14 protein-coding genes are annotated in these 25,360 nt (G+C 51.6%); 8 read left to right on the top strand and 6 right to left on the bottom strand.

Going from position 1 to position 25,360, the window contains the following annotated elements:
- Positions 1–26: 26 nt before the first annotated feature.
- The 3 genes from proC (at position 27) to AC6I7T_RS20435 (ending at position 4,927) form a co-directional block, all read left to right on the top strand.
- Entirely contained in the window at positions 27–866 is an 840-nt protein-coding gene (gene proC, locus AC6I7T_RS20445; RefSeq protein WP_497789410.1) for a pyrroline-5-carboxylate reductase, read from the top strand.
- 410 nt (positions 867–1,276) lie between these two features.
- Entirely contained in the window at positions 1,277–3,661 is a 2,385-nt protein-coding gene (locus tag AC6I7T_RS20440) for a phosphoketolase family protein (protein WP_497789409.1), read from the top strand.
- An 87-nt stretch (positions 3,662–3,748) separates the two neighbouring features.
- Positions 3,749–4,927, top strand: a complete 1,179-nt coding sequence (locus tag AC6I7T_RS20435; RefSeq protein WP_497789407.1) for an acetate/propionate family kinase — start codon at positions 3,749–3,751, stop codon at positions 4,925–4,927.
- A 116-nt stretch (positions 4,928–5,043) separates the two neighbouring features.
- Here AC6I7T_RS20435 and AC6I7T_RS20430 read toward each other — a convergent pair whose 3' ends face one another.
- Positions 5,044–6,285, bottom strand: coding sequence for a hypothetical protein (locus AC6I7T_RS20430; RefSeq protein WP_497789406.1), 1,242 nt, complete (start codon positions 6,283–6,285; stop codon positions 5,044–5,046).
- A 795-nt stretch (positions 6,286–7,080) separates the two neighbouring features.
- Between AC6I7T_RS20430 and AC6I7T_RS20425 the strand changes: the two genes are divergently transcribed.
- From AC6I7T_RS20425 to AC6I7T_RS20415, 3 genes are all read left to right on the top strand, one after another.
- The gene (locus AC6I7T_RS20425) at positions 7,081–10,905 is read left to right on the top strand and encodes an outer membrane beta-barrel protein (RefSeq protein ID WP_497789405.1); all 3,825 of its coding nucleotides are present in this window, start codon (positions 7,081–7,083) and stop codon (positions 10,903–10,905) included.
- Between the two features lie 155 nt (positions 10,906–11,060).
- The gene (locus AC6I7T_RS20420; RefSeq protein WP_497789404.1) at positions 11,061–12,023 is read left to right on the top strand and encodes a COX15/CtaA family protein; all 963 of its coding nucleotides are present in this window, start codon (positions 11,061–11,063) and stop codon (positions 12,021–12,023) included.
- Between the two features lie 559 nt (positions 12,024–12,582).
- Positions 12,583–13,620, top strand: a complete 1,038-nt coding sequence (locus AC6I7T_RS20415; protein ID WP_497789402.1) for an O-methyltransferase — start codon at positions 12,583–12,585, stop codon at positions 13,618–13,620.
- 160 nt (positions 13,621–13,780) lie between these two features.
- Here AC6I7T_RS20415 and AC6I7T_RS20410 read toward each other — a convergent pair whose 3' ends face one another.
- The gene (locus tag AC6I7T_RS20410; protein ID WP_497789401.1) at positions 13,781–16,756 is read right to left on the bottom strand and encodes an RNA polymerase sigma factor; all 2,976 of its coding nucleotides are present in this window, start codon (positions 16,754–16,756) and stop codon (positions 13,781–13,783) included.
- A 346-nt stretch (positions 16,757–17,102) separates the two neighbouring features.
- Between AC6I7T_RS20410 and AC6I7T_RS20405 the strand changes: the two genes are divergently transcribed.
- Entirely contained in the window at positions 17,103–18,674 is a 1,572-nt protein-coding gene (locus AC6I7T_RS20405; RefSeq protein WP_497789400.1) for a hypothetical protein, read from the top strand.
- A 56-nt stretch (positions 18,675–18,730) separates the two neighbouring features.
- Positions 18,731–19,201 (top strand): hypothetical protein, encoded by a 471-nt coding sequence (locus AC6I7T_RS20400; RefSeq protein WP_497789399.1) that lies wholly within the window; start codon positions 18,731–18,733, stop codon positions 19,199–19,201.
- A 112-nt stretch (positions 19,202–19,313) separates the two neighbouring features.
- On the opposite strand, the gene AC6I7T_RS20395 is transcribed toward AC6I7T_RS20400, so the two are convergent.
- The 4 genes from AC6I7T_RS20395 to AC6I7T_RS20380 form a co-directional block, all read right to left on the bottom strand.
- Positions 19,314–20,468, bottom strand: a complete 1,155-nt coding sequence (locus tag AC6I7T_RS20395) for a M24 family metallopeptidase (RefSeq protein ID WP_497789398.1) — start codon at positions 20,466–20,468, stop codon at positions 19,314–19,316.
- A 131-nt stretch (positions 20,469–20,599) separates the two neighbouring features.
- Positions 20,600–22,039 (bottom strand): L-fucose/L-arabinose isomerase family protein, encoded by a 1,440-nt coding sequence (locus AC6I7T_RS20390; RefSeq protein WP_497789397.1) that lies wholly within the window; start codon positions 22,037–22,039, stop codon positions 20,600–20,602.
- 210 nt (positions 22,040–22,249) lie between these two features.
- A complete protein-coding gene (locus AC6I7T_RS20385; protein ID WP_497789395.1) occupies positions 22,250–22,465 on the bottom strand; it encodes a hypothetical protein in 216 nt (71 codons plus the stop codon).
- A gap of 24 nt (positions 22,466–22,489) precedes the next feature.
- Positions 22,490–24,265, bottom strand: coding sequence for a sodium:solute symporter family protein (locus tag AC6I7T_RS20380; RefSeq protein WP_497789394.1), 1,776 nt, complete (start codon positions 24,263–24,265; stop codon positions 22,490–22,492).
- Between the last annotated feature and the right edge of the window lie 1,095 nt (positions 24,266–25,360).

Here is a 25,360-nt window from a genome sequence, read left to right as displayed (position 1 = left end):
GTGCAGGGCAAAGGAAAAATTCTTTCATGAGTGATACAGATGCAGTTACGAATATCGGCAAACTCCGTGTTTCCGTATTAGGTGCGGGGAAGATGGGTGGAATTTTGCTGCAGGCTTTCTTGAAACAGCAATTGTTCGCACCCCATCAGCTATCGGCTACTGTGGCCCACGAGGAACGTGCTCAAGCGCTCTCCTCGCAATGGGGTATCCAGGTAAGTACGAACAATTTGGCAAGCGCCGAAACTGCCGATGTCATTCTTTTGGGAGTGAAACCTTACCAGGTTCCCACGCTCATCGAAACTATTCGTCCAGCCTTAACGACAAAGAAAACATTGATCTCCTTTGCCGCCTCGGTAAAAACGAATGCCATCGAAGAAGCTGCAGGTATTTCTATTCCTGTGATCCGTGCCATGCCCAATACTCCTTCCATGCTAGGAGCCGGAGTTGCAGCACTCTGCCGGGGACGTTATGTAACAGATCAGCAGATGCAGCTGGCATCCCGCATCTTCGAAACTGTTGGCAAATCCGTTGTTGTAGATGAGAAGCATATGGATGCCGTAACAGGGCTCTCAGGTTCGGGACCTGCCTATATTTACATCATCTTGGAAGCATTGGCTGAAGCAGGTGTGAAGGTCGGGCTGCCTCGCGATGTGGCCACTCTCCTGGCCGCTCAAACAACCTACGGAGCTGCAAAGATGGTATTGGAGACCGGATATCATCCGGCATTGTTAAAGGATGCCGTCACAACTCCTGCAGGCTGCACCGTCGATGGTTTGCTTGAAATTGAGGAAGGCGGACTCCGCGTTACCCTCATCAAAGCCGTTATGCGCGCAACAGAACGAGCACGCGAGCTGGCATCGAGCTAAAGACACATCGGATTTGCTCTATTTGTTCGCTTTTCAAATATTTAATTTTTGTGACACCAAAAGGAGCGTGCGGTTCGAGGTGAATCGTACGCTTTCTTATTCCAAGTATCTTGCCGATGAACAAGGTAGACTCAAATCGTCACACATTGTGGTTCATTGAAAAAGCACAGGACAGAGCCATTCTCCGCTGTTTGTCTCAGCTATCGAAACGATTGTCTAGACCAGCTGACTTCCAATTGTTTCTTAATCTTTTCATCATTCGAAATGCCGTAGCATCCGTATATTCAAGCGGCTCTTCTCATCTCGTAAGATGAGCGCGGCCACTATGTGATCAATGTCACGGCTACCCGTATAACGCGAAGACTAGGCTAAACACGGCCCTTACGACACTCATGACGAGGAAAACCCCTATGAGCACTGCACTTGAAAGCCAGAGCACTACTCCATTGAGCCAAGAATTGCTGGAAAAGATGGACGCCTATTGGCGTGCGTCCAACTATCTTTCCGTCGGCCAGATCTACTTGAAAGATAATCCGTTACTGGATCGGCCCCTTACAATTGAGGACGTAAAACCCCGCCTCCTTGGTCACTGGGGAACAACTTCCGGTCTGAACTTTATTTATGTTCATCTCAACCGCCTGATTACCGATCGCGACCTGAATATGATTTACATCATCGGTCCCGGCCACGGCGGTCCAGGCCTTGTTGCCCACACCTATCTGGAAGGCTCCTACAGCGAAATTTATCCGCACATCGAACAGAATCGCGATGGCATCAAGCGGCTCTTCCGCCAATTCTCCTGGCCTTACGGCGTCCCCAGCCACGTAGCACCGGAAACTCCGGGATCCATACATGAAGGTGGAGAACTGGGATACTCTCTTCTTCATGCTTATGGAGCGGCCTTTGATAATCCGGATCTGGTTGTCGCCTGTATCGTAGGCGACGGCGAAGCGGAAACAGGTCCGTTGGCAACAAGCTGGCACTCCAACAAGTTCCTGAATCCCAAGACGGATGGAGCCGTCCTACCCATCCTCCATCTGAATGGGTATAAAATCGCCAATCCCACAGTCCTTGCACGTATTCCGGAAGAAGAACTGATTGACCTCTTCCGCGGCTACGGATATGAACCCTTCATCCTTGAAGGTGACGATCCAACGACCATGCATCAGAAGATGGCCGCTGTTATGGATACCATGATGGATCGCATCGCCCAGATTCAGAAGAAGGCACGGGAAGGAAACGACGAGTCCCGTCCACGTTGGCCGATGCTGATTCTCCGGACACCTAAGGGATGGACCGGACCGAAGATTGTTGACGGCAAACAGGTAGAAGGGACATGGCGTTCGCACCAGGTTCCCTTTGCAGAGCTGCACGAAAAGCCTGAGCATCTTCACGTTCTGGAAGACTGGATGAAGAGCTATCATCCGGAAGAATTCTTTGACGAAAAGGGTAAGTTCCGCCCCGATCTTGCAGCACTGGCACCCAAAGGCCGTCGTCGTATGGGTATGAATCCCCATGCAAACGGTGGTCTGCTATGGCAGCCGCTCAAGATGCCTGACTTCCGCAAATATCAGATCGAAATCCCGGGACCAGGGCAGGTCTTCGCAGAAGCAACCCGCGTTATGGGCAGCTTCCTGCGCGATGTGATGAAGTCCAATCTCGAAGATAAGAACTTCCGCATCGTCGGACCTGATGAAACAGCCTCCAACCGCATTGCTTCGGTTATCGATGTGACTGGTAAAACATGGCTGGACAAGGTTCTTCCTGTCGATGAGGATCTTTCTCCCAAAGGCCGCGTCATGGAAGTGCTCAGCGAGCACATGTGTCAGGGATGGATGGAAGGCTACCTGCTCACTGGACGCCATGGACTCTTCTCCTGCTATGAGGCGTTCATCCACATTGTGGATTCTATGGTCAACCAGCATGCAAAGTGGCTGAAGACAACCCGTGAGATTCCATGGCGGAAGCCGATCTCCTCGTTGAACTACCTGCTCACTTCTCACGTATGGCGTCAGGACCACAATGGCTTCTCGCACCAGGATCCCGGATTCATCGATCATCTGGCCAACAAGAAAGCCGATGTTGTTCGCATCTATCTGCCACCCGATGCTAACTCGCTATTGTGCGTAACCGACCACTGCCTGCGCAGCCGCAACTATATCAACCTCATCATTGCCGGGAAACAGCCGCAACAGGTGTGGATGAACATGGATGAAGCGGAAAAGCACTGTGCTGCCGGTCTGGGAATCTGGAAATGGGCATCAACCTACGACGGAGAAGATCCCGATGTAGTCATGGCATGCTGCGGCGATATTCCGACTCTGGAAACTCTGGCTGCCGTCTCTCTGCTGAGAGAGCAGGTGCCGGACCTTCGCATCCGCGTAATCAATGTAGTCGACCTCATGACGTTGCAACCGATTGCCGAGCATCCACACGGATTGCCGGACGAAGAGTTCGACGAACTGTTCACGACCAATAAGCCTGTTATCTTTGCCTTCCACGGTTACCCGATGCTCATTCACCGGTTCACGTATCGGCGTCGCAATCACAGCAATCTGCACATCCGTGGTTATAAGGAAGAGGGCACAACAACAACTCCGTTCGATATGTGCGTGCTAAACAACATCGACAGATTCCAGCTTTCTCTCGACGTCATTCGGCGCGTACCACGCCTCCGCAATCTAATGGACGAGGCGCAACAGCGCTTCTCTGAAGCAATTCAACGCCATAAGCTCTACGTCTCTGAACACGGTGAAGATATGCCTGAAGTCAGAGATTGGAAGTGGAATTTCTAACGATTTGCCCCATAGAAGCGGTGCGGTCTTGAGCTGCACCGCTTCTATGGAAATCTATCTTGAATAAGCGGCATAGCTAGAGGACTGATGCAACAAATACCTGTACTTGTACTGAATAGCGGATCTTCATCGATCAAATTTTCTCTTTATATGGCTTCCGATACAGAGCGGACCAAGCTCTTTGAGGGTGCCGTTGACGGCATTGGCACGGATCTTGGCAAGTTCTGGATCAAGGACGCGACAGGCAAGAAGCTTCGCGACGAAGAGCCGGCTCTTCCTAACCGCGATGTCGCATTTCGCCTGGTAGCAGATGCTCTCAAGCAGCCGCCGTTCCCCTACCCAGCAGCAATCGGGCACCGCATGGTTTCCGGTGGTCCGAACCTGATGATCAACCAGCGCATCACGCACGAGATCATCGACGAGATGGAGCGCTGCACGGCTTTTGCACCGTTACACACGCCGATTGCCGTCTTCATCATGCGTGAAGCGGAAGAGCTCTTCCCCGGTATTCCGAATTTTGTCTGTTACGACACTTACTTCCATCGCACGATGCCGGAAGTTGCGTCGCACATGCCGATTCCGGAAGAGTATGTAAAGCAGGGAATCAAGCGTTACGGCGCACACGGCATCTCCTACGAATCCATCGTTCATCAGCTCCAGCCCAAGGTCCCATCCCGCCTGATCGTCGCTCACCTCGGTAACGGGGCCAGCATCAGTGCAATCAAGGACGGAAAGTGTATCGATACCTCCATGGGCCTCACGCCCACCGGCGGCATCATCTCCGGTACCCGCACGGGTGACATCGATCCTGGTGTCCTGATTTATATCCTGCGTGACATCGGCGGCGATGCCGACAAGCTGGAGAAGATTGCTTCAAAACAGTCCGGTCTGTTGGGCATGTCAGGATTGACCAACGACATGCGCGGGCTTCGCGAAGCAGTTGAAAAGGGTGACCCACGTGCCAAGCTGGCAGTGGACAAATTCGCTCACACCATCAAGAAGTGGATTGGCGGTTTCATGGCCATCCTCGGCGGATTGGATATGTTGGTCTTCACCGGTGGTATCGGAGAAAACGACATTCAAGCCCGTTTGGACATCTGCACCGGCCTGGAAGCCCTGGGCATCGTGATCGATCCCAAGCGCAACGACTGCCGCGGCGAAGCGCTGATCAGCAAGGACGGCTCTCCCGTCACTGTTCGCGTCATTCCGCCTGCAGAAGACTTGATGATCGTCAATCACGTCTATCGCCTGCTGAACGAGAAGTAAAATAATAAGTCCCTTTCCGTTCTGATTTTTGAATGGAAAGGGACTTTACCTAACTTATTCGTCAACTAATCCTTCGGAAAACTTAGCATAGAACGACGCGTGACTTCTCTTGAAAACTACCATGTGTACACAGCGAGAATGCGCGGTGGACCTCCCCTTCCCTCTATAGTTTCCGTTTCAATCACAGCTTCCATATTTTTATAGTGTCGCGGAAGTATGCCGTCATGCTGAGCGGATTCCAGATATTTTCTATCGGAGAGAAATTCGCTTGCTGCCAGTGTTCCATTCTCAGCAATTCCAGCTGCTAACACCACGGTCTGGTCAATGGTAGAGTCGTAAAAACGAGCCACCAATCCATAATCGTGGTTGATCCCTACAAAGGGTGCTCTGATATTGACCGACCAATGTTTGTGTTCTGGGTCGGTTCGATCCTGAATGTCAATAACATCGGGACTGGTTTGTACGAAATGGTAGCGCAAACCGGCACTCAATCGCATCGTCCAGGAGTTATCCAACCCGGCGATTAGGACTACAGGCCCCTTTTGCAAATCGGAAAAGGTAGTAATCGGAGAAGACTGTATATTGGCCTGTTTGGAATTGGCGAAAAGAACCCGCTGGATGCCGCTCATGGCCGCAACATCGGTTGTAGCCAAGGGATCAGTTGAACGAGGATGCTCGGTAACAGTCGATTCCCGCGGCGGCAGATTGGCACTCTGCTGAATGTTTGGCAACCCCAAGGAACCGATACAGATCAAGATTGGGTTGGCACTCTTAACCACTGGCTTCCAGAACGTATCAAAGGCCGAGTCGGCGCGCAGCCACGTGGAAACTGCGATTGCGATGATAATGGCCAATGCACAGCCAGAAGCTATCCAGATCGTTAGGGGACGGAGGAAGCTATGCGCGATAGGTTCGATGCGGGCTGAAGCTACTTCGGCACCGTTTTCGGGAATCTGAGAAGATTCACAAGCCAGAGAATCTCGACACTCCATGTCGGGGCTGGCAATAAACTTGAAATCAGGCACATAGGTGCCGGAGCGCAATTCGATGCGCAACCCGGTCTGTGACGCAGTTTCGTAATAGTACTGCGACAGACGTTTGCGGACTTCTCCGGCAGTGACCCTCACAATGGGATCGAGATTCATGTCGTATTCGGGCGAACGACCGAAGGCCTCGATGCCGATGGTACGTTCTTTCAAATACTCGGCTCTACCTTCAAGAGTTCTTTCTACGACATATTTCAAAAATGTAGGGCAACGACGACCGTGTGCGAATTGGGCACTGGTCAGAAGCTGCTGCAAGTGCGCCTCGACGAGTTCAGGGGAGATGGTGGACGTGGATTGAGAATTACTCGCCATACAAATGTCCGCGTGCTCCAAGGGCGGGAGAACAATGAAGCCTCAAGATCGTCGGTTTGTAAGGTATCATACTGTCATTTTTCAGGTCCAAGACGAGTTAATTGGCCCAAAAGAACACACTAGACGGGGACTTCCTATGCCCCCATTTTTCTTACGGTGCTGCAGTTTCAAGAATTCGGCCTTTCTGTGTTCTTGAATGGAGATTGGCATGGAGTAGCACCTCTGGGAACCGCAAAACTTCGCCAGTTCTTCGCCTTACATCGACGCAGGAACGCAAGTCGCAAGTTCCATATGAAGATACGCCACTCCGGACACAAGCCCGTGTGACAAGAAGCTGCATCTGAGCCTCGCCTTGGTCACTTTCTCAGAACAAAGACTGCTGTATGCGTTGTCGCTCAAGTCAAGCGACGCAGCCATGACAGAGTCATAAGTTATTGACGATGTTCTCCGGTCATACCGTATTGAACTCCCCCGCCATTCCAGTCCACGCGTAATTTTATGCAGTCTTTGGGCAAGCGTTTATCAGACACGCGAACGATTGCAGAAGACACGGATCATCCTTCTGGTTTCGGAAAGGATGACCGCTAGCGATGGGCATCTAGAAGCTGCAACCGGACCGAAGGTGGGATCCAAGCTAAATCTCACAACTCGGTTTTCGAAGAACCGATGGGCCACATACAGGAAAACCTGAGTGCACCGTCGGCGCAGGACTTTTAGAGCAATGAAAACTACGTTCATCCTGTCACGCAGAAAAGAACAGGATGGCCTCTAGAAGGGCTTTGAAAGGGTGGTCCTATGAAGTTCAAGCAGTATGGATTTAGCAAGTTGGAACCTCAGCTTGCGGGGAGAGGCAGAGCCTTACCAGCTATTATCGCCTTTATTCTTCTTACGGCGTTGAGTATTACGCCTCAGAAGGCTGCGGCGCAGCTATACGCTGGTACGCTTTCGGGGTCCGTCACCGATTCCAGCGGAGCGGTTGTTGCCAACGCCACGGTAACGCTGACAGATGTAGCCAGAGGAATCCAACGTACAACAATTACCGATGCAACAGGCCGCTATCTCTTCAGTTCTCTTTTGCCTGCCGTTTATTCAGAGGTGGTTTCGGCAACAGGCTTCGAAAATGCGTCGATTCCGGATATTACGATCAACATCAATAAAAATGCCACGGCGAATGTGGTTTTGAAGATCGGCGCAACCAGCTTAACCGTAGTGGTGAAGTCGGGGCTGGCAGAAGGTGTGCAAACTGAGGATGGTTCAAATGGCCAAGTCGTGGATCAGAATCTGATCGCCAATCTTCCTATGGTTGGTCGCGCGGTCTTTGACTTGGCATATCTTGCTCCCGGCGTTTCGCCTGCTTCGGGTGGCACCTTCACTCCTGGAGCTTCTACGAACAACTTTGTTTCTCAGGGGTCTCGCAATGCTCAGGCTGACATTGTGATTGACGGTGTCTCCACCACCAACTACGAACAGAACTCCGGTTGGGTACAGCCCCTTTATCAACCCAGCGTGGACGCAGTGCAGGAGTTCAAGATCCAGCAAACCAACTTCAGCGCCGAATTCGGCTTTACAGGCGCGACAGTAATCAACATGGTCACCCGCTCCGGATCAAATGCTTATCATGGCAGTCTCTATGAGTACATGCGCAACACGGTCCTGAACAGCGAGAATTACTTCGCCAAAAAATCGGGAACGCCCAACCCGTCTTATCATTGGAACGACTTCGGTGGTACCGCCAGCTTCCCTATCAAGAAGGACAAAATTTTCGGTTTCTTCGACTTTGAAGCTACCCGCCAAGTCACCCCGGCTACTCTAACCTTGGATTTGCCTACGGACCGCGAACGTGCTGGGGATTTCGGACAAATCTGCTCCAACGCTGGAGGCTCCTTTGACAATACTGGAAGATGTTCAGCCAGCAACGGACAGATATGGGATCCCTATGCTGCTGCACACGGAGCATCTTACCAACACATCAGCACGCGATTTATCCCTTATAACAACCTGGCGACCTATAGCAGTCAGGGTGTCTATGAGAACTCGTCCAATGCCAAGGTTCAGGTGGGCGGCGGGGTTGGAAATCTGATCAATCCCGTTTCACGAGCCATTCTGAATTACATTCCGCACGCACAAAACCAGAACGTTATCCATAGCAACTACATCGGCAACGCCAAAAATATCAGTAATTGGAATCAGTACGATGCCAAAGTGGATTATCAGATCAACTCCAATAACAACCTGAGTACCCGCTGGTCAACCGGTTGGGGACATTCCGAGGCAGGCAACCTCTTTGGCAATGCTTTCGACGCCCATACCCAAGGGCCCGTCCAGAGCGTTGTTTACGAAGGATCACTCAACTACGTACATACTTTCAGTCCCAAAACACTGCTGACGGTTACCGCAGGTGCAACACACAGCTGGGGTCATACCCGGGGTAATCCCTTCGACGATACGAAGATCGGCATGCCAGCTTCCTTGGCTACAAACCCCGCTGGTGGTGTCGCACAAACTCCGTCGATTGTGGTCAATGGATACGCCGGCGAGAGCGGCACAGCCAACTTTGGCGCCCAGGGTTGGAGCGTCATGATGTACGGGCAGGATATGGGCCACACTTCGGCGAGTCTCTCCCATTCGATAGGCAGGCATGATCTGAAGGTCGGAGGAGAAATCCGAATCCATCGCATCAACTTCACCCAGTGGGGTATTCCGAACGGCCGCTATGAGTACCAGAGTGTTGCCACCTCGGGCGACAATAACCTCAGTTCTTCCGGCGGCGATGCCTATGCAAGCTACATGATCGGCTTTGCCACTGGCTGGAACGCGCAACAGGTTCCAGCCTCCCCGGCCACACAGAACCTGCAGTATGCCGTCTATGTCCAGGACAACTGGAAGGTTAACTCCAAACTGACGGTAAATCTGGGCTTTCGTTACGATCTGGATATGCCGCGCACCGAGCGACATGATCGCATGAGCTATTTCGATCCCACCAAGCCATCACCGATCGCCGAGCAGGTTTCCGGAGTCAGCGCCAGCGAGTGTCCGGCCTGCGCCCATCTGATGGGCGCACTGGAGTACGCCGGCGGCCACAACTCCCGCTATCCCTTCAACGTATACAAAAATGCTGTGGGTCCACGCCTAGGCTTTGCCTACGCGCTTCAGCCCTCTACAGCTATCCGCGGCGGCGTCGGTATCTATTACGATCCAGGTAAGTCGGGCGCAGCGGGTACAGGCAGTGGAGCTGCCGGCTTCCAAGGCTACGCTACGCAGAGCACCTGGACATCCTACTCCAGCGACGACAATATCACCCCCAACTATCAGTCAATCATTGGCCAGAATGCGCCCTATCGCATGCCTTACGGCAAGTCGTTCGGAAACGGTACCCAGCTCGGCCAGAGTCTCCTGGGCGTTCCTATTAATAACCTCAACACGCTGCCCCGCGAATTCAGCTGGAGCATCGGCGTCGAGCACGAATTCGCTGGTCATACCTTGCTTGACGTGAACTATATCGGTAAACATGCGCAGCACCTATATATGGGTGGATTCGTGAACTACTTGGATCACATTCCCGCCTCGGAAGCAGCGAACCTGCGTGCGAACCCAACGCAAATCAACACACCGGTCCCCGTTCCCGCCGCACTTTCCGAAGCTATCGGCAATGCCACCGTTCCCGAGCAAGGGGAGTGGAACAATCCCCTTGGTCCGAAAACTTCAGGCGGTGGCTCCTGGTATGCATGGAACGGCTTCTTGCCATTCCCTCAGTTCGCTTACGGAGTGTGGGGAAATTCCGGTATCCAGAATGTGGACCCACCCATTGGCCGCTCCAACTACCGTGCCATTGCTCTATCTGTTTCACGGCCTATGCTCAAGGGGCTCCAATTTCTGGGCAATTACACCGCGCAGCGAAGCCTGGACAACGCTTCCAGTCAAGGCTCCAATGAGTGGATTAACCCATCCAACCCGAACGGGGTACAGGATCCCAATGATCTGAAAGCGGAGTATGCTCACTCTGCCTTCAACATGGGCCAGATCGCACAAATCACCTTCGTCTATCAACTGCCCTTCGGCAAAGGCCAGAGATTTAGCTCCAGCAGCGGTCCCCTCAACATCCTGCTGAGCAACTGGCAAGCCAGCGGCGGTTATCGCTGGGATAGTGGCCAACCCATCCTCCTTGGTGGTGGTGGCCAGCCCACACTGCCTGGTTACGGTAGCCGTCCCAATCTGACCGGAACGCTCAAGAAGAATTCCGGAAATCAGGGAGTGATGGTCAACGGAGTCATGCGGGGCAACTACTTCAAGAACCCCAGCGCTCTCACTAAGCCGGCAGACTATACAGACGGTTCAGCACCTCGCGTACTGCCCAGCACCAACGCTCCGGGCGGCAACAACATGGACTTGGCCATCGATAAAAGATTTCCCATTACGCTACGTGAAGGGATGGAATTCAAATTCCGGTGGGAAAGCTATAACCTCTTCAACCACGTGCAGTATGGAGCACCCAATGGCTCGCCTTCGTTCGACGCCAATGGCAAGATTCTAGGCTCGGCGCAGGGTTCCAACTTTGGGGCTCTTACTTGGCAGGCCAACTCTCCACGCATCCAGCAGGTTTCACTACGCATAAATTTCTAACCTCTTACCGGGTCGAGCAGCAATTCTGCTCGATCCGTCTTTCCAGGAAAGCAAGAAGCCGGACTGACAACTCCTCTTAATCCCTCAAAATTGCAAAAAAATAAGTTATTCTCACGATCCAGCTAAAATAGTTTGAGCACGGAGCTCAGACCCCCATGAACCCCACCCATCTTGCCCCGACTCCCACGAAAAGCGCATCCCCAGCCCTCATTCAGTTTGCCTGGATAGTATTGGGCTATTTCATTGCCGTTATCCTTTGGGGCGGCCTGGTCAGGGCAACAGGATCGGGAGCGGGTTGTGGTGAGCATTGGCCACTCTGTAATGGGACGGTAGTACAACACTCCCCGCAAATGGAGACCATAATTGAGCTCACGCACCGCCTTACAAGCGGCATCAGCCTGATTCTGGTAGTGGCATTAGCAGCATGGGCATGGATCGCAACTCCAAAGAAGCACCTGGCCCGGGTTGCGGCCATTGCTTCTGTAATCCTGACGCTGAATGAAGCTCTTTTGGGTGCTTTACTCGTGATTTTGGGCAAAGTGGCCAAAGATGAATCGGCGTCTCGCGGAGTTTATCTCGCGCTTCATCTGACAAATACACTGCTGCTGATTGCAGCACTGGCCCTCACGGCTCATTTCCTGGGCAGAAAATCCGGATACTTCCGCCAAAATATCTCCTCCGCATATCTGGGAGTATCAGCCCTTGGACTAACCGCCACACTGTTCGTCGGAGTCTCGGGCTCCATTGCGGCCTTAGGGGACACCCTCTTCCCGGCCACTTCGCTCCGATCGGCCCTTGCGCAGGACTTCTCGTCTACCGCGGCATGGCTGCTGCGGCTGCGTTGGCTGCATCCCGCTCTTGCAATCATCGCCGGAGCCTTTCTCATCTGGCTCCTCTATCGTGCCATCACCTATCGTGGATATTTTCAAAATGGACGATTGGCATGGCTCGTGGGAGGTCTGCTCCTGCTGCAATATGGTCTGGGCGTTGCCGATGTTGTCCTGCTCGCTCCAACGTGGATGCAGATTGTCCACCTGCTCGGGGCCGACTTGCTCTGGACAGCTTTAGTCATCCTGACTGCAAGATTGTGCCTCGAACCAATCGCACAAGAGAGCTAGAGCCTTTCCCAAAGCGCAAAACTCTTTAGCGGCTTTCCGCTATCAGCAGTGCTGCGCCTTCAAGGGCCGAAGGATACTCCACAAAAAAATACGCCCTCCAGGGTAGATTCCGTCCATTTCTTTCTCTTTATCAGTGAACGGGTCTTTACAGGAAATGAGAGGAGATTCCTACGCTTCTTTATCTCGATGTACTCATGCTTCTGATTTCAACCGTCGGCCTACTCCTACCAATGCAGTCGATCTTCAGATATCGCCGTAGATTATTCGAAAGTGGATGTATCCATCCTCACTGGCTCGAACCCGAGTCCGGCCATCAGACAAAGGAAATGCCGTAACCAATCAGGCATAGGAAATGGTTTGTATGCGACAGCTGAGCAGAAATCAGACTGCCCCTACTTTCGACACCGAGAATGAACGAGAGAAATAAACACAGGTCAAGGTCTCGCCGATCACGGGCCCAACTTTCCTGCACCGGCCAACGGTCCTGATACTGGTATTTCGTTTAGTCCAGCATCTTTCTCTCATTCATTCCATAGCAGCTCGTTGGAAAAGTTAGCCTATGAATTCATTCTTTGCAGTTGTCATTTTAATGTTTGCGACGGTTACCCTTGCATTCGAACTGGATACACGTCGCCGTCGGCTTTGTCTTACTCGCACTGAGGGCTGGAGATTTCTCACCGCCCTCGACGTCATCTCCGTTGCCTGCACAATTGCATTCGCTACACTGCTGATTGGACAAAGCACAGTCTTCCTCCGCGTCAGCTATTGCATCTTTGTTCTCGTCTTCCTGTGGAAAGAGGGCAAGCGGCAGATACAGTTACAGCGTCCGGCTGGAGTTGTATTTGCAGAATGGTGCCTGCTTGCCGGTTTCTATTTCGTCGTTTCCACCCACACTACGTCAGCTCCACCGCTCAAACTCGCTCCCATGGTCGCAGGTGCAACACTATTGGGTTTACTGTTGCCAACCTTCCTGCAGGCACAGGAAAAGCATCGTATTCTGCGACAACTCGCAACTCAAGGGGAGTTCGTTCAACAAGAATGGACAAAACCAACACAGGAATGTCCTTTCCCAAACGAATGGAAGATGTTCGATGCTCAAAGCGCTGAGCTGGAAGTTTTGGAACTTCTAAAAGCTCTCATAGTCTCGGTAAAACCCCACTTGATTTTGGAAACGGGAACCTTCCTCGGACGAAGCTCCATCAAAATGGCCGAAGGGCTTAGAGCGAATGGCTATGGAAAGCTCATAACCGTAGAACGCGATCCAACAGTTTTTGCAAAGGCTACGAAGCAAATCGAAGAACACGGCCTGCCAAAGTGGATCGATGCTTATTGCGATTCCAGCCTCAATCTCGAGGTGAACGGAACCATAGACATTCTGTATTGCGATAGCGATCTCAAAATCTGCGAAGCGGAGATTAGAAAATTCCTTCCCCAGGTCCGTCCGGGAGGACTGGTGCTAATTCATGACGCAAGTTCGTCTTTTCAGATCGTACGCAATGCTGCTTTGCAATTGGAACAAGAAGGTTTGCTCTCCGTCGTGCTACTGCCCACTCCTCGCGGTTTGGTAATAGCACAGAAACGTGAAGGCAGAGTATAAAGATCGTCATTTAGCAAAGTAATGAGCTGTCAATTGTAACGGAAACATTTCCCTCAAGAGATAGGCAGAACCATACATCTGCAATTCATATCCTTGGCCTATCCCTGTGAGGGAAATGCTTCAAATAACAATTTGTCGTCAGAACAACCGCTGAACGGCGTTACTGCCGATGAGCAATTCGGGTTTTCTCCGAAGCAGCCATTTGCTCGGCAAAATAACTGATCTCTTGCGTTTCTCGCTCTGGAATCATCTTCATGGTGGAAGCTAACAGCGATTCCGCAGTTTGTTCTTCTCCTGCCGATGGACTCGAAGTAAATGTCTTGCCAATATTGCGATTCACTTCCTGCATCTGCCTCAAGAGAAGGCTCGATGTCTGTGCAAACTGTACCGGATTTGAGATTGAAGCAATGCCAGATCTAGCTTCAGCTGCCTGTCCTTCCTGAGGGGAAATCAGCGCGAGTTGACTATTGAGAAGGTGCAGCTGATTTTGCAAATCTGAAGAATGCTTTTCAACCATTGCAGCCCATTGTTGTTGCGAAACCAGATCAATCGAGCTGAACTCTGAGGGTGAAAGAGCAGTACCCAAACGGTGCAAAGCATACGCACTCTGCAACGCATGCTGAGCGGTCTCCAGCATCTGGTTGGAATACTTCACCATAGCAGCATCGAGACGAGAGCCGGAGAGTCCCTTCGCAACAAAATATCTGCGCAAGATCGGATCGGCAGGCGGCCTTGCAGATGCTACATCGTAGACTTTCGTAGCCCCTGACAATTCACGGAACGACCGCACATTTTGCATTCCTGCCGCGTGCGACGAGATTATCTTTATATCCAGAAGCTGATGATCGGCTAAAGCCTCAAGGCGAGAACGGATCTGCTGCCTTCGGCTCTCATCCGAAATACTGCCCGAAATGCGGATGCGCCCCTCTCCCGTTCTGACAATCTCAATTGGATCGCCCTTATCCGCACCGAGTTGATTCAGCTGATAGAGAACCGCTACATGCAACCGCGCCAACTGCGTATTCCGCGTGTTCTCCTCCTGGTCAAGATACACACCATCCAGAAGAGAGTGATGCACCCTTTCGTCCACAGACGTATGGCTCTGACCTTCAGGGATGAAAGTCGAGCTGGGAACCGAAGTGGAGGGCTTGCGTTGATAGCTGGTCTGGACGAAGCGAACTTCCTGGATATCGGCACCTTGACGTATCCGCATCAATTCCCGAATCGGACGAAGATCGCGATTCAATACCAGCGTCGCAGAAACCAATTGCGGACGTCCTTCCGTAGGACCAGCCACCATCAACTCATAGCCTTCCTGCGTTACCCGAACCTGGGTGGCACGAGCTGAGAACTGGCTAAAGGAACGTGACGAAACATCCTGCTTCCAGAGATCATTTGCCAGCAATGTATCTTGCGCTTTATCAGCGGAATAAGAGCCGTGCTGGCCACCCTCTGCCTGCCATTCCGCCGCTACCAAATGATTCCGGTCATCGTAGAGCTGCCGCAAATACCGGGCACCGCTACCATCCTTCCACAGATCGAGCGTCCCCTGTTGAAGAACCTGTCCCTTTTCGGAAGCTACTTGAACATGGATAACCTGATGCTCGGTTTGTCCCTGAAGATCCGACAACTCGGCTTTTATGGACTGCCCCAGTAGTTGATTGGCATCCAGTGAGGGCTGCCGGTAACGGTAGGCCAGATAGCTTCCCAGTACGACCACACAAATAATGGCAGTAGCCCAGGCAAGAACTACGGGCGACATGAACGAGCGAAGATATCCTGCTGCTCTTGAAAAAAGAGAATCTCTCGTTGATCGACTATCCAGTAACGTAACAGGCTCAGCATCCGCTGTTTGTGGTGCAAAGACGGGAAGATCTTCCTCTTCAGTCTCCTCCAGGAGAACAACAGCTAATGCCGGATCGAAATAGGAGACTTCGCTATTTAAGCCCAAGCCATCGAAGCTGAGCGTAAGCTCAAGCCAACGTTCGTCGCTCAGTTGAATTCTTTGTCGTTGGACATGAGAACCGGCAGGGGGAAGCTCCGCAACGGACAATAATGCCAAACGAACTTGTTGCTCCGTAAAGACCTCAACAAAACTGGTACTTTCGGGATGCTCTATCCGTGAAGAGAGTGTGCTGTATTCGCCTTGAATATCGTGGAAGGCGGTGATTTTTCCATTTACCGCAATCGACAGAGTCCTCGGGCGATGTTCGTAAACCCGATCACACTGCTTCCGTACAGAGCGCATTAGAGCCTTGTAGCTGGTTTCGTACATGCTCGTTTTGTTTGTAGAAGAGTTAAAGTCATCAGGAGACATGCCGTCCCCTGAATCTGGCCATTGAAAGTGTTGCCCGATAAGCTCCAGGCAACGTTCACAACTAACAATATGAGACAACAACGAGCAAGGAATAGGCTTCAGATCAGCCGTCTGATAAAGAGCTAATAACGACTCTCCAGAAAGGCACTCTGTATTTCTGGCACGTGATATCGTCTCACGAAACTCTTCGAATAGCTGCACCGACGAAATCGGGCTTAGCAGTAATTCAGCTTCCGGCGGAGTGTTGGCGCTCATCACTCGCAACTTGCCGGAGTCCTCAAGATACGCCTTCACTTCATTACGAGCAGTCTTGAGCTTGTTATAAATCGCAGCTACCGGAAGACAGGCAATCTCTGCAATCTCACGCCGGGCATACCCTCGAAAGAAATGAAGGATGAAATAGCTTGCAGCTTTCGATGATTCCTTTCGCCAAACAGAATATTGGCAGATGCGACGCAGATCGTTCTGCCGCTGGAGCAGGCTATCGGAAGAATTGGAATTAAGCGCAAAATGAATCGAATCGAACTCTGCGACACTCACAACCTGAAGGGCCTCTCGAGAAACACGCGTCAGTGTGGAGAGATAAATATTGCGGAGACTCGTGTAAAGATACCCGTCCAGATTGGCGACCTGACTCAGATCGGGCTTGGCTAAAGCAAAGTAGAGACAAAGGTCGTGGACGATGTCTTGAGCCATAGTCTTATCGCCACGCGTCAACAGCTCGCCCCACGTCAAGAGCTGCCCGTAATAGCTCTCCAGAAGCTCTTCAAGATCCAGTGTCCCGCCAGATCGGTTCCCTTTTGTGCCGAGTCTTTCCATCTACGAATAAAGAGTAGCTTTTAGCCGGAATCTACCCTCCGTCCTAACTTTTATTTTAGTGCCCCGCATTTTCAGCGCCCTGAGAACAGCTCCTCGCGCTGACAGGAAGATTTTTTCCGATCGCAAGGTAGATTTGCCCTGCTCCTCACTCTTTATTGGTGACCGGACAAATCGAGTATGAACGATGCATCGCTTTCCAGCGTCAACTTTGTCCGGTTCGAATGATGGGCCAGAAATGCCTTAGCCGCACAGTTCGGCTAAGGATTCTTCGAAAACGAAAAGACGATGTGCACCAAGAGCCGCGGTAGACGGCAAAGTGCTCAAGCAAGAATTGCAGGAGTTTGTATTGCAACCTCGATTAATGGATGACACTTCTTCCTGTGCCACCGAAACGTTTCAACTTTATGATCGTCCCTGGAATTGGAAAAACAGCAATATTTTAGTTTTCTTTCTTCTTTTCCTCTTTACTGCAGTTGGTTTTCTCGTCATGGGATACCACCCGGGAGCGGAGGACGATGCCATTTATTTATCTGCAGTCAAATCGGAGCTAAATCCAACACTCTTTCACCACGATTCGGAATTCTTTAAGCTGCAGATGAAGACCTCTGTCTTCGATACATGGATGGCCGATTTCGTGCAGAGAACCAATATCTCTACAGCACGATCGGAACTGCTTTGGCAATTCATTTCCATCTTCTCCATCCTTCTGGCAAGCTGGACAATTCTCAGTCAACTCTTTCAGGAAGCTTCAGCACGATGGGCAGGAATTGCCACCCTAAGTGCAATGTTGACTCTCCCCATTGCGGGAACAGCGCTCTTCCTGGTCGACCAATACCTGCATCCTCGAAGCCTCGCAACGGCTCTCCTCCTTTTTGGAGTATCCCGGATTATGTCGGGCAAAGTCCTTCAGGCAATCCCACTGGTAGCGATTGCTTTTATTCTTCATCCTCTGATGGGCGCACTCGGCATCTCTTTCTGCTGCATATTGACCTTGACCTCCTTTGCCCCTCTGAAGGTAAGCCTTGGAGCATTGCGCGAGAATCTGGTTCCTCGCGTCGTTACTCCAGCCTTTGCGGTAATTCCATTTGGCTGGATCTTCAGCGCACCATCACCATCCTGGCTGGAGGCAATGCAGACGAGACATCTCTATCACCTGTATCAATGGACCTGGTATGAGTGGCTCGGCGCTATCGGACCACTTGTCCTGTTCTGGATAATCCTTCATGTTGCCCGCAAGCAAGGTGATACCAACATGCTTCCCTTTGCCAAGGCAGTGCTCGGCTACGGAATCTTCTTTCAGATTTTCTCCATGGTCATCCTGAGTCCATGGACTCCCGCATGCTTCAGCACTCTGGAGCCGATGCGCTATCTGCATTTGGTTTACATGTTTCTGACATTGATTGGAGGCGCCTATCTAGGAAGGTATTTTCTTAAAGCACGTTTGTGGCGTTGGACTGTATTCCTCCTTTTAACAAACGGAGGAATGCTCTACGCACAGAGGCAATTATTCCCCGCAACAGAACACCTGGAACTACCGGGACAGAACTCAGCGAATCCCTGGCTCCAAGCCTTTGCCTGGATCAGGACACATACGCCGCAAGATGCCTATTTCGCCCTCGATCCGAACTACATGGCGGCACCGGGGGAGGACTATCACAGCTTTCGCGCACTCGCCGAACGCAGCATGCTTGCAGACAACATCAAAGACACTTCTGTTGTAACGAAAGCCCCTGAGTTGGGAAATGCGTGGAAGAAACAGGTGTCCGCAGAAGCCGGATGGACAAACTTCAAGGCAGAAGACTTCAGGCGTCTGCGATCGGAGTTCGGTATCGATTGGGTGCTGGTGAGTTCCAAGCAATCCAAAGGACTCGCGTGCCCCTGGCACAACAACGCGCTCTTTGTCTGCCATGTTGACTAAAACAAGCAGGAATCGACACGCAAATATCAATTCGCAATCTAATGGTAAAGAACAAAATGAGAGAAACACTTCACATACTTTCGGTTGGCATGCCCGCACCAAGCAATAGGATTCTCATGCTCGACGTTCTTTTGCAGCATCAGCAGTACTGCGTAACACTTGCAAACTCGCTCAAAGAGCTTTATCGGGAGCAGCACGAAGATTCGTTTGAAATCGCTGTCCTTCATCAGACGCTCTCTTGCGAAGAACTTCACGACGCGTGTATCTATATACGGCGGAAATGGCCGAAAGCAAAGATTCTAGTTATCACGAAGGAAATAAATACTTTGGCGAATTCGCTCTACGATGAATGGGTTCATCCCGAGTATTCTCGGAGCATATTACGCCGCACGATAGAACACCTGTCAGAAAGCACTAAGGAGAATGCGGAGTTCGAGGTGGAGAAAACTTCCTTTGAAACAAAGGCGCAAAGGCAAGATAGATCTCCGTGGCTTAAGTCTGCCCTGCACTTCCTCTCCTGGATCTAAAGAATTTTCCGTGTAGCGGCCAATTCTTCCAAAGTATGGCTGCGTTATAACGACGCAGCCATACTTTTGCCAAACCCAGAAGGGCTGAGCTTAAACCGAAATCCTTCAAAGATTACTTCACCAACAATCCGGCAGACTGATATGCAGTCCCGTTTACCGTAGTTGAGACCACCGGCAACGATGGCGTGGCAGTAATGACCTCGATCTTTCCATTCCGGAGAATGACAGTATCTTCGACCTTCCCGCCCTTAACACTCGGATTCCAGGCAAAGGCCTGATTGTTCACAACCTTCTGCTGTCCCTTTGGCGTTGCAACCCACTCTCTGCCCGCATAACCGGTCGGCCCACCTTGATGATGGAATTCCTCTTCTCCTGCGAATCCAGACTTCGAATAGGACTCCTTCACGACAGAGAACAGATGTGCAGAGGTGGCACCTTCGCGAGTGGCATCCAACAATGCCGCATTAGCTGCTGCAGCTGCCGCAAAGCGATCTTGCAGCTCCTGAGAGGGAGCACCGAAATGTACAAAACGGGTCACCGAAACCACTAGCCCCCAACGTCTGGAACAGAGATTCAGCATTCCATATTTTTGCAAAACTGCACCACGAGCGACGGCATGCTTGAACTTGTAGATACGATCATCAACGCCCATGAGTAGAACTGTAGGCAGAATGCCTTTGGCAAACAGCATTCCGGCGAGTCGTGACTCCATATCGAACTCTGTGATGCCGGGCGTCAACATCTCAAGCACGGCTGCCGTCGACATCGCAGTCTCCTCAGCTAGCCAGCGGTAACGAGTAATTTCCGTCTGAGTGAGACTCTCGCGTAGAGGAAAGAAATCAACATGTGTCGTTCCAGCTTCAGAGGTATCGGACCCTAGCGCATCGCCGCCCAGGCGTTTTGCTTCGGAAAGCATTTGATTGTCGTACCAGGGATAAAGAACCGGTTCGTAATCGAGAGCGGAAAACTCTTCTTCGTGAAGCCGCGGCCCTTCGTTTTTGGAGGTCAGGTAATAGCGCTTTCCCTCTGCGGTAAATAAAAGAGATCCAACCTGTGTCTCGGAAGGGATTCCCACGCGCATTTCAACAGCGCCACCGGTCAACCATGCAATGTTCTCGCTTCTCCGCACCAGAACAGCGCTGAGTCCCTTTTGCTTCAACAGCTCGCCTAGCTTGGCATATTTCCCTTCGAGCTCCACATTCCAATCGCGCTCGGATACCAATGTTTTTCCGTCGATTTTCAGATCTTTGTTGATTAACTTCGACATCCTCTGCCAATCTCCTCTTCTCCAAGCTAGCAGGTTCTTCTGCTGCGCGCGGTGACCTTCATGATCCCACAACAAAGAAAAGGGGTGTTGATGCCATCGCATCAACACCCCTATCAGCATTTGGATGCCGACTACTCGTCCAGAGCTGGATGATAGTGGCTCTCCCATCCCAGATAGCGCTCCGCAGCTTCATGCAAAGCGGGAGCAACTTCGGAGAAGCTGGTCGCCACGTGATGCTCAAAGCCCTCGCGGCAGATGAACTTCAACAGCTTCTGCAGTTCGGGGATCTCGACTACACCTGCACCACCAAAGGTCTCGAGAGGATCATCGGTAAAGCTGCCATGGCCGAGGTAGCCACGGATAATGCCATAACGGTCATCGGTCGAGAAACGAGCATAGCTCATGGCTCCGCTCTTGACGCGTCCAACGCAAGTTCCAAAGGTGTTGTCCTTGCCCACGGTTCCGGCAATGATGGCTTGGTAATCCATCTTTGTCTCGCCACCCTTGAAGAAGTGCTTCGGCAGGTTCGAGCAGTGGAAGCAGACGCACTTGTTCGGATCACTGCCGTAGTTGTTGTTCCAGTCGAGCAGCGCACTCGGTGTTCCGGAGGCCAGGGCCAACATGTGCATGCTCAACACACCCGGGATATCGACTTCACAGGCGCTCGGAATCACGTTGTTGCTCATCATGCTCATGATGGTGCAAGGAACAACGCCAAAGAACTCTTCAAGAGAAGTCCAGCACTGAATGGCGGTAACGGAAACGTTGGTCTGTTTCATCCAGCCATCGATGACCGATCCCAACTTGGCCATCTTCAACAACGCGGCTTCAGGAATTCCACTGGTTGAGACATACTTCTTGATCTCGGCCAGCTTTGCCTGGGCGGTATCGTCGTTATCGCCCATGCGATTGATGCGGCCCATGATCTCGGAAAGATCGATCGGCTCGACAGAAATTCCGCTTCCTTCCAGAATGCGCTCGCTATAGCGGACAGTATTGAAGGCTGCAGGACGGGCACCGATTGCACCGATGCGAACATTCTTCAATCCGCGAACAACGCGGCAAACCTGACCAAACCATTCCAGATCCTTCTTGAAGACATCAGAAGTAAGGCTCTCGGTGTGCTGGGTGGTCAGCGAGTAAGGAATCTCGTACTGCATGAGGTTATTGCAGGCAGACATCTTTCCGCAGAAGCTGTCACGACGGAATGCAATTGTCATGCTCTCGTTATCTGCCTTATCCGGTGTTGCCTGGATAAGGACAGGAACCCGCAATCCCGACAGGCGGATCGCATCGGCAATACCACGCTCGTCACCGAAGTTCGGAAGGGTGACGATGATGCCATCGATCTCATCGCTGTGCTTCTTGAAGAGCTCTGCGCAGCGCTGTGCCTCAGCATAGGTCTCGACTGCCCCATACTTCGAATCTTCGGGGCCCAGGACAATAACATTTGCCCCAGCAGCCTTCAAAACAGAAATGATCTCTTCACGTCCGGACTTTGCAAGATGGTCCGGGAAAAAGCCGCGGTTACCTACAACCACGCCATAAGTCAGTTTGCGTTGTTCTGCCATAACTCCTCTTACTCCTTCGTTTGTTGCCTTCACACGATATTCGAACGCCAAGCAAAAACCGGACTGCTCTCGCATCCCTGGCTCTTGAGTGGCAGGAACTCCGCCGCGATTCGCAATTGCAGCGGAGTAAGCGATTTCAATGAAACCTGCAGGACCGCTTTTCGGAGGCGCTAACCTAAAGTCAGCGCCTTATGAAAAGCGGTTGGTTAACTATTTCTTTGCGTTGGGACGGAATTTGACGGAATAGAACACTCCCAACACCGTCATTAGTCCACCCCACCACACCGGAGTGTGGAGGCCCGCCAATTGAACATTTGCCAGATTGCCGCTGATGAACTCATAAATGCCGTAGCCAAAGATCATCACGCCGTAGATGAGCAGCAGCACGCCGATGAAAAACCAAATTGGAATACCAGAACCGTGCATATACGTTTGTCCTTTCCCTTCGTGCTACCAGAACAAGATGTTGAGGCCCGCAAAGATCACCACAACCACGACAGCCCAGATCCATTCCTTCTGATAGAAAGGAACCGGTTCTTCCTCAGGCAGCTTGGTTGCTCCATAGACGAGACCATCCAGCTCTTCCACCGGTCGAGGTTTGGTAAAGAGGCTGACGACCACAATGATGATCACACTGGTGAGAAATGCCCACAACGCACGATAGAGGTTTTCAGCCATCGGCTTGGCATCGGGAGAGATAGCCACCGTCGCCAATGCAGAAGGATTGAACTTGACCCAGACAAAGAGGCTGACTGAGGTCAGAATACCGCCCAGCAGTCCACAGAAACCGCCTGCAGCCGTGGCTCTCTTCCAGAACATGCCCAGAAGAATTGCTCCCAGCAACGGCGCAATGAAGAAGCTGAACAATGCCTGCACGTAGTCCATGATTCCGTGTGCGTGCATGACCAGATATGCAGCTCCAATCGAAACCACAACACCGAGCACGGTAGCCAAACGGCCAACCAAAACGTAGTGGCTATCAACAGCGTCCTTCTTGATCAATGGCCGGTAGATATCGTAGGTCCAGACCGTGGCAAAGGCGCTTACGTTTCCCGCCATGCCACTCATAAAGCCTGCGATCAGAGCCGTGATACCCAGGCCCAAAAGCCCGGGGCTGCAATAGCGAACCAACATCAGCGGAAGCACTTCGTTGTAGCTGTGCAGTCCGGCACCAGGATTCGCCTTCACGACATCCTCACCCACCAGGTGCATCAGATGGCCACTGGGATCGGTCAACACCACCAGACCAAGAAGACCGGGCAGAATAACGATAAACGGGACAGCCATCTTGAAGAAAGAGCCGATAATCGGAGCCATACGCGCAGCCCGCAGATTACGAGCAGCAAGAACGCGCTGCACAACCAGGAAGTCCGTGGTCCAATACCCGAAGCTGATAACGAAGCCCAGGCCAAGAAGAATACCGGTCCAGTGAACACCCATCGGATTCGCCGCAAAATGTGCGGTGTCACGCCACATGTGCAGATAGCTGTCGTTATGCAGGTTGTTCATGATCTTGTTAACTAGACCACTCCAGCCACCGGCTTGAATCATGCCCAGGATCGGGACCAACAAAGCGCCCGCCCAGATGAGAACAAACTGTAGAACCTCATTGAAGATGGCGGAACGCAGTCCCCCAAGGGCGACATAAACGGCAACAGCTACCGAAGAAACCAGGATGCTGAAGGTGATATTCCATCCCAGAACAACCTTCATAACCACGGCCATCGAGAACATGTTCACGCCGCTCATCAAAATCATCTCAATGGCAAACGAGACGGCAGCGAGCACGCGGCTGTGCTCTCCGAAACGCAACTTCAGATAACCCGGTACCGAGTGAGTTTTGGAAACATAGTAGAAGGGCATCATCACCATGCCCAGGAAGAGCATGGCCGGAATCGCTCCGACCCAGTACCAGTGCGTGGCCAGGATTCCGTATTGATACGCCGAGCCAGCCCAGCCCATCAACTCAAGGGATCCCATATTAGCGGAAACAAAGCTCAGCCCGGCAATCCAGGCCGTCATTTCTCTGCCCGCCATGAAGAATTCTTCGCTGGTGTTCGACTTCTGTTTCAGGTAGAAGCCGATCCAGAGGACCATGGCGAAGTAGATAACGATAACCGAAATATCAAGCAAAGAAAGATGCGCTAGCGATTCACCAGCGCTGGCAAACATGGCCAACCCTGCCACGGAAGCATGGCCGACCGACGAAGAAAGCAATGGGATCATACGGTGAAGCCCCTTACGGAGTAAAGTAACGAACTGCTCTGTCTCCAAACTCTGTTACGCACACACTCGATAGTGAAGGCGCGAGACAAGTAAATTGATTTACTGCAGGGTTGTCAAGAGATTTTCCCTTCCAAACAACAGTCCTGCAGGCGGTTTCCAAACGGGTTGCACCCTTTCAAGGCCAAAACTGCCTCCATCCAACCCTCTGCCTTACCGGCAAGCCGCACAGCCTGCAATTTTTGGCGACTTGCTTTTGAGTGCAGATTTAACACCCGGCATCCTACCTCTCGCGAAAGGTTTTCTGCAAGACATTCGTGCATGGAATCGTAAAAAGCCATACAGTGCACAAATTCTGCCTAGAAAACGTTACCTAAACTCTCTCAAAATAGCAGTCCATCTCAGCAAATGGAACCGTTTTTTCATGAAATCTGCACCGCCAGCGAGCACGCCCCCAGCAGATAGCTATTACTGTCCCAGGAAACCAGTTCGTATCCCCCTTACCTCCGCCGTTCAGACTCGCCCGGACCGGGAGAACTGTAGTTGCCCGGCGGCCCGCGCCATGGTCCCTCGCCACAGGCGAAGGAAGCCAGAAAACGTTTTATGCGTTACCAGCAGGATTTCAAATCTGAAATGGCTTCATTTCAACCGGGATATCGCGGGGGCCCTATCGCAAAGATCCTAGTTCTCTAGGCCCAGGAACACAGGAAGTACACCCCAGTTGGAGAGACCGAGAACCAATAGTTGCATGATTACCGAAACCCTGAGTTTGTCTGGTTGTATATGTTGAAATCTCCGTTCCTCCTGCCTTAAACCGCTACTTTGCGAGAAAGTAAAAATGTAGTAAATAATTCGAATCACCAGCTCAATAAATCTTGGACAAGATATCTCTCCCAACCCAACTTGCTTTTCAGAGAATCAGATTCCTTTATCGACTTATCGGCTTTGAGCAGGATTGATCTTCAATAGTTGCGAATCTTCTTGCGATCTGTGTAGTTCCTGATTAAATTGAGATATGGATAGCAAATCATTCATCTTTTCTATCGGCCTCGCTTCCATAACTAGATTCAGTGATGTCACCTTCCTGATCAGGAGCAC

It is taken from the genome of Humiphilus diazotrophicus (assembly GCF_059726315.1).
This window is presented reverse-complemented; position numbering and strand designations above follow the sequence as displayed.

What these genes read in the sequence shown, in the direction of transcription:
- proC (WP_497789410.1), top strand. Translation starts at nt 27, where the DNA reads ATGAGTGATACAGATGCAGTTACGAATATCGGCAAACTCCGTGTTTCC.
- AC6I7T_RS20440 (WP_497789409.1), top strand. Translation starts at nt 1,277, where the DNA reads ATGAGCACTGCACTTGAAAGCCAGAGCACTACTCCATTGAGCCAAGAA.
- AC6I7T_RS20435 (WP_497789407.1), top strand. Translation starts at nt 3,749, where the DNA reads ATGCAACAAATACCTGTACTTGTACTGAATAGCGGATCTTCATCGATC.
- AC6I7T_RS20430 (WP_497789406.1), bottom strand. Translation starts at nt 6,285, where the DNA reads ATGGCGAGTAATTCTCAATCCACGTCCACCATCTCCCCTGAACTCGTC.
- AC6I7T_RS20425 (WP_497789405.1), top strand. Translation starts at nt 7,081, where the DNA reads ATGAAGTTCAAGCAGTATGGATTTAGCAAGTTGGAACCTCAGCTTGCG.
- AC6I7T_RS20420 (WP_497789404.1), top strand. Translation starts at nt 11,061, where the DNA reads ATGAACCCCACCCATCTTGCCCCGACTCCCACGAAAAGCGCATCCCCA.
- AC6I7T_RS20415 (WP_497789402.1), top strand. Translation starts at nt 12,583, where the DNA reads ATGAATTCATTCTTTGCAGTTGTCATTTTAATGTTTGCGACGGTTACC.
- AC6I7T_RS20410 (WP_497789401.1), bottom strand. Translation starts at nt 16,756, where the DNA reads ATGGAAAGACTCGGCACAAAAGGGAACCGATCTGGCGGGACACTGGAT.
- AC6I7T_RS20400 (WP_497789399.1), top strand. Translation starts at nt 18,731, where the DNA reads ATGAGAGAAACACTTCACATACTTTCGGTTGGCATGCCCGCACCAAGC.
- AC6I7T_RS20395 (WP_497789398.1), bottom strand. Translation starts at nt 20,468, where the DNA reads ATGTCGAAGTTAATCAACAAAGATCTGAAAATCGACGGAAAAACATTG.
- AC6I7T_RS20390 (WP_497789397.1), bottom strand. Translation starts at nt 22,039, where the DNA reads ATGGCAGAACAACGCAAACTGACTTATGGCGTGGTTGTAGGTAACCGC.
- AC6I7T_RS20385 (WP_497789395.1), bottom strand. Translation starts at nt 22,465, where the DNA reads ATGCACGGTTCTGGTATTCCAATTTGGTTTTTCATCGGCGTGCTGCTG.
- AC6I7T_RS20380 (WP_497789394.1), bottom strand. Translation starts at nt 24,265, where the DNA reads ATGATCCCATTGCTTTCTTCGTCGGTCGGCCATGCTTCCGTGGCAGGG.